Genomic DNA, 6,417 nt, shown 5'->3' with positions numbered 1-6,417 from the left:
GGGCCAGACGCTGGCCGAGCACCGTTCCCTCGCGGACCACGGCCTGCGGCTCGTCGGTGGCGAGCACCGCGGCCAGCGCCGCCTTGGACTTCTCGTCGGGCTCCCGCGGGTCCAGGTCCACCAGGACGAAGCAGTTCGGGTTCTCCGACTGCGCGGACCGCACCATGCCCCACAGGGGGGCGTGGATCAGGTCCGGGGTCTCGTCGCGGTCCTCGGGCGCCATGGCACCCGAGGTCACGAAGACCAGTCGGGAGGAGCCGAACCGGCGGTCGCCGAGCCAGCCCTGGATCATGCCGAGCGTGTGGTGCGTCACCGCGTGGATGGCGTCCGCGGGCTCCAGGCCCGGCTTCGCCCTGCCCTTGCCCTTGGTCTTGCCCTTGCCCTTGGTCTTGCCCCGCGCGCCCTGGGCGGCCTCGTCGTCGAGACCGGGCGCGTAGGAGACCAGCACGGCCTCCGGGACAGCGGCGCCGCCGTCGACCGCGGCGCCCAGCGCGTCGAGGTCGGGGTAGACGGTCACCTCGGCCCCGGGAATCGAGGAGCCGGAGGCCAGCCCGTAGTGGTCGGTGCCCACCACGGCCCACCGGGCCGTCGCCGCCTCGGCCGGAGCGAGGGCCGGAACGGGGGTCCAGTCCAGTGTGAACAGCGAGTCGCGGAACGCCGATGTCCTGGCCCGGTCGATGTGCTCCACGGACACCGGGCGCAGCACGAGGGATTCGATCGACGCCACGGGGCGGCCGGTTCCGTCCGCCACCGCGAGGGAGATGGAATCCGGCCCCAGCTGGGTGAGCCGCACCCGCAGGGTGGACGCGCCACCGGCGTGGAGCGACACCCCGCTCCAGGAGAACGGGAGCCGGGAGAGCCCGACATCCTCCAGGGCGACGAAGGTCACCGCCTGTACCGCGGCGTCCAGCAGCGCGGGATGGAGGCCGAAGTCGGCCGCGTCCGACGCGTGCTCCTCACCAAGACCGACCTCGACGTAGACGTCGTCCCCGGAGCGCCAGGCGGCACGCAGGCCCTGGAACACCGGGCCGTAGGCGAAGCCGGTGGCGGCGAAGCGCTCGTAGAAGTCGCTGATGTCCAGGGCTTCCGCGTCCGCCGGGGGCCATGCGCTCAGGTCGAACGACGGCTCGGGGCCGGCCGGGGCGAGCGCACCGGCCGCGTGCTGCGTCCACGGCTCGTCCGAGGACGCGTCGGCCGGGCGGGAGTACAGGCTGAGCGAGCGGTGGCCCGTCTCATCCTTGTCTCCCACCCAGAGCTGCACCTGGACCGGTTCGTTCTCGGGCAGGACCATCGGGGTGGCCAGGGTGACCTCCTCGACCCCGCCGCAGCCGACCTGGTCGGCGGCGCGGATGGCCAGTTCGAGGAATCCGGTTCCGGGGAACAGGGCCGCGCCCCCGATGGCGTGGTCGGCGAGCCACGGCTGGCTCTGCACCGACAGCCTGCTGGTGAACAGGAATCCGTCGCTGCCCGCGAGCTCGACTCCGGCGCCCAGCAGCGGGTGGTTGGGCGAGCTGAGCCCGGCGGAGGTGACGTCCCCGGTCATCGGGCCGGGTGCCTTCGGCCAGTAGCGCTGACGCTGGAAGGCGTAGGTGGGCAGTTCCACCCGCCGCACGTCGCGCCCGGCGAACGCCGTCGACCAGTTCACGGTGGTGCCGTGGACATGGAGTGCGGCCAGCGCCGTGGTGAGCGACTGCGTCTCGGGGCGGTTCTTGCGCAGTGCGGGAACAAGGGTGAGAGCGCCCGAGGCCTCGTCGGCCGTCAGGCAGTCCTGGGCCATCGCGGTGAGCACACCGTCCGGGCCCACTTCCAGGAACGAGGTCACCCCGAGCTTCTCCAGGGCCCGTACCCCGTCCGCGAAGCGCACCGCCTCGCGCACGTGCCGCACCCAGTACTCCGGGGAGCACACCTGGGCGGCTCCCGCCGGCGTGCCCGTGAGGTTGGAGACCAGGGTGATGGCCGGTGCCTGGAAGGACAGGCCCGCGACCACGTCACGGAAGTCGTCCAGCATGGCGTCCATGCGGGGCGAGTGGAAGGCGTGGCTGACCCGCAGCCGGCGGGTCTTGCGGCCCTGCTCCGACCACTGTCCGGCGATCTCCAGCGCGGCGGCCTCGTCACCGGCGATGACCACGGCCGTCGGGCCATTGACCGCGGCGATGCTCACCTCGGCCGCACGACCGGCCAGCGATCCGGAGATCTCCTCCTCCGACGCCTGCACCGCCACCATCGCGCCACCCTCGGGCAGCGCCTCCATCAGCCGGCCACGCGCCGCGATCAGCGCGCAGGCGTCCTCCAGGGAGAACACCCCGGCCACGTGCGCGGCGGCGATCTCGCCCACCGAGTGCCCGATCAGTACGTCCGGGGTGACGCCGAAGTGCTCCAGCAGCCGGAACAGCGCCACCTCGACCGCGAACAGCGCGGGCTGGGTGAACGCCGTCCGGTCCAGCAGCTCGGCATCCGCACTGCCCTCGGCCGCGAACACCACCTCCCGCAACGGCCGGTCGAGCAGCACGTCGAGATACGCGCACACCTCGTCCAGGGCGCGGGCGAACACCGGGAAGGCGTCGTACAGCTCCCGGCCCATGCCCAGACGCTGCGCGCCCTGGCCCGAGAACAGGAACGCCGTCTTGCCGGCCGTGCCCACCGATCCCTGGACGACTCCGGGGACCGTGGCGCCCGAGGCGATGGCGTCGAGACCGCTCAGCAGTCCCTCCCGGTCGCCGCTCATGAGCACGGCGCGGTGGTCGAAGACGGACCGGGTGGCCGCCAGCGAGTAGCCCACGTCGTCGAGGCCGAGCTCGGGGTGGGCCGCCACGTAGTCGCGCAGGTTCCGCGCCTGGGCGCGCAGCGCCTCGGCGCCCTTGCCGGTGACCGTCCAGGGAAGCGCTTCGGCGTCGGCCGAGGGGGCGTCCGTGCGGGCCCGCTCCACCGCCTCCGGCCGCTCCGGCTCCGGGGCCTGCTCGATGATGGTGTGGGCGTTGGTGCCGCTGATGCCGAACGAGGAGATGCCCGCCCGGCGCGGCTCGCCGTTGTCCGGCCACGGGGTCGGCTCGGTCAGCAGCCGGACCTCGCCCGCCGTCCAGTCCACATGCGGCGTCGGCTCGTCGACGTGGAGCGTCTTCGGCAACACGCCCTCGCGCATGGCCATCACCATCTTGATGATCCCGGCCACACCGGCCGCCGCCTGCGTGTGCCCGAGGTTCGACTTGATGGAGCCCAGCCACAGCGGCCGGCCCTCCGGCCGCCCCTGGCCGTAGGTGGCCAGCAGCGCCTGCGCCTCGATCGGGTCACCGAGCCGGGTGCCGGTGCCGTGCGCCTCGACCGCCTGTACCTGGTGGGCGGCGAGGTCGGCGCTGGCCAGCGCCTGGCGGATGACCCGCTGCTGCGACGGGCCGTTGGGCGCGGTGATGCCGTTGGACGCGCCGTCCTGGTTGATCGCGGAGCCGCGCACGATCGCCATCACCGGGTGACCGTTGCGCCGCGCGTCCGACAGCCGCTCCAGCAGCAGCACTCCGACACCCTCGGACCAGCCCGTGCCGTCCGCCGACGCGGCGAACGCCTTGCACCGGCCGTCCGACGACAGCCCCTTCTGGCGGCTGAAGTCCACGAACGATCCCGGGCTGGACATGATCGTGACACCGCCGGCCAGCGCGAGCGAGCACTCGCCCTGGCGCAGCGACTGCACCGCCATGTGCAGCGCCACCAGCGATGACGAGCACGCCGTGTCCACCGTCACGGCCGGGCCCTCGAAACCGAAGGTGTAGGAGATACGGCCCGATACGACGCTGGCCGCGTTGCCCGTTCCCAGGTAGCCGTCAGGTCCGCCCGGGGCGGCCAGCAGCAGGCCGATGTAGTCCTGGCCGTTGCTTCCCGCGAAGACACCCGTCCGGCTCCCCTTGAGTGTCGCGGGGTCGATGCCCGCCCGCTCGAACACCTCCCAGGAGGTCTCCAGCAGCAGCCGCTGCTGCGGGTCGATGGTCAGCGCCTCGCGCGGTGCGATCCCGAAGAACTGCGGATCGAACTGGTCGGCGTCGTAGACGAAGCCGCCGCCGCTCGAGTAGCTGGTGCCCGAGTTCTCCGGGTCCGGGTCGTAGAGCTCGTCGAGGTCCCAGCCACGGTTGGTCGGGTAGGCGCTGATGACGTCACTGCCCTCGGAGACCAGCCGCCACAGGTCCTCCGGAGTGCGCACCCCACCGGGGAAGCGGCAGCTCATCGACACGATCGCGATCGGATCGTCGTCCACCACGGTGCCCGTCACCACCGGCAGGTCATCGGCCGGGGCGGGGGCGGTGCCCATCACCTCACCGAGGATGAACCGGGCGAGCACCGTAGGCGTCGGGTAGTCGAAGGCCATGGTGACCGGCAGGTTCACGCCGGCCGCCTTGCTCAGACCGTTGCGCAGTTCCACGGCGGTCAGCGAGTCGAACCCGATGTCCCGGAAGGCCCGGTCCGGCTCCACCGCGTCCGCGCTCGGGTATCCGATCACCTCGGCGGCGTGCGACCTGACGAGGTCGAGCACCTCCGTCTCGCGTTCGGCGGCCGACAGTCCTTCGAGACGCACGGCCAGCCCGGAGAGCGCCGCGCCCAGCTCGGCCTCCGCCGCTTCCAGCGCCTGCCGCACCTCGGGCAGCTCGTTCAGGAGGGGACGCGGCCGGGCCGAGGCGAATCCGGGAGCGTAGCGCTCCCAGTCCACGTCGGCGACGGTGAGGTCGACCTCGTCGTGGTCGAGCGCCTGCTGAAGGGCGTCGACGGCGAGTTCGGGGACCAACGGCGGCATACCGCGCCGCTTCAGCTGGGCCGCGGTGGCGTCGTCGACCAGACCACCGCCACCCCAGGCGCCCCACGCCACCGAGGTGGCCGCCAGGCCCTGGGCCCGGCGCTGCTGCGCCAGGGCGTCGAGGAAGGCGTTCGCGGCGGCGTAGCTGCCCTGACCGGCACCACCGACGGTTCCGGCGTAGGAGGAGAAGAGGATGAACGCGGACAGGTCCAGGTCCTGGGTCAGCTCGTGGAGGTTCACCACGGCGTCCACCTTGGGCCGGAAGACGCCCTGCGTCCTGGGGACGGTGAGGGTGTCGATGAGGCCGTCGTCCAGCACACCGGCCGCGTGCACCACCGCGGTCAGCGGGTACTCCTCGGGCAGCGCCGCGAGGAGTTCCCGCAACGCGTCGCGGTCGGCGGCGTCACAGGCCGCGATGGTGACCCGCACACCGAGAGCGGTCAGCTCGTCCCTCAGCTCGGCCGCGCCCGGGGCGTCCGGGCCACGGCGGCTGGTCAGCACCAGGTGCTCGGCACCGCCACGGGCCAGCCAGCGGGCGAGTCGGCCACCGAGGGCACCCGTACCACCGGTGATCAGGACGCTGCCGTGCGGCTGCCAGGTACGGGCCGGCCGGGACTCGCCCAAGGGCGCCCGGACGAGCCGTCGGGCGAAGACGCCCGAGGCGCGCACCGCGACCTGGTCCTCGTCGCCGGAGCGCCCGATCAGGCCGATCAGACGGTTCAGGGCCCGATCGTCGATCGCGTCCGGCGACTCGGGGAGGTCGACCAGGCCGCCCCACCGCTGTGCGTACTCCAGGCCGACGACCCGGCCCAGACCCCACACCATGGACTGCTTGACGCTGCCGACCCGGTCCGAGCGGCCGACGGATACGGCTCCGCTGGTGGCGAGCCACAGCGGCACGTCGATGTCGATGTCGCTGAGCGCCTGGACCAGGGCCACGGTGCCGGCGAAGCCGCGCGGCACCCCGGGGTGTCCGGTGAGCGCCTCCTCGTCCAGCGCGAGCAGGGACAGCACGCCGTCGATCGCGAGGGTCTCCGGCTGCTCGGATCCGTCCGTGGCGGGTGCGCCGGGGGCCGCGGTCCGGAGGAGCCCGACCAGCGAGGAGCGCTCCGGCTCCGCTTCGTCCAGGTCGACGCGCACCGCGCGGGCGCCGTGGCGCTCCATGTCGCGCACGACGCGCTCCGCCAGTGCACGGGCGGTGTCGACCGGCGGGACCACGACCACCCAGGTACCGGTGATTGGGGCGCCCTGCCCCTCTCCGGAGCCGGACGGCGGCTGGTCGACGACGGGCTTCCAGGTGATCCGGTAGCGCCAGTTGTCGACTGTCGTGCGGTCACGCCTGCCGCGGCGGTACGACGAGAGGGCGGGCAGCACCGCGCTCAGCGGCGCCTCGCCGTCGAGCTCGAGGGTCTGCGCCAGTCCTTCGAGGTCCTCGCGCTCGACGGCCTCCCAGAACCGCGCGTCCACCGCGTCGGTCTCGGACACGGGGGCACTGCCGAACGCGGCGCCCTCGGCCGGCTGCGGCCAGTACCGCTGGCGCTGGAAGGCGTAGGTCGGCAGATCGACCCGACGGGCACCACGGCCCTCGAACACCGTCCGCCAGTCAACGGTGGTCCCGCTGACGTGGAGCTCGGCGGCGGAGA

At 73.1% G+C, this 6,417-nt stretch carries 1 protein-coding gene; it reads right to left on the bottom strand.

The features are described 5' to 3' along the window. Positions 1-6,417, bottom strand: a 6,417-nt coding sequence (locus tag AXW62_RS38550; RefSeq protein ID WP_159061078.1) for a type I polyketide synthase, incomplete at both ends; no start/stop codon positions are given.

This window comes from Streptomyces hygroscopicus subsp. hygroscopicus (assembly GCF_001553455.1).
Lineage (GTDB): Bacteria > Actinomycetota > Actinomycetes > Streptomycetales > Streptomycetaceae > Streptomyces > Streptomyces hygroscopicus.
This window is presented reverse-complemented; position numbering and strand designations above follow the sequence as displayed.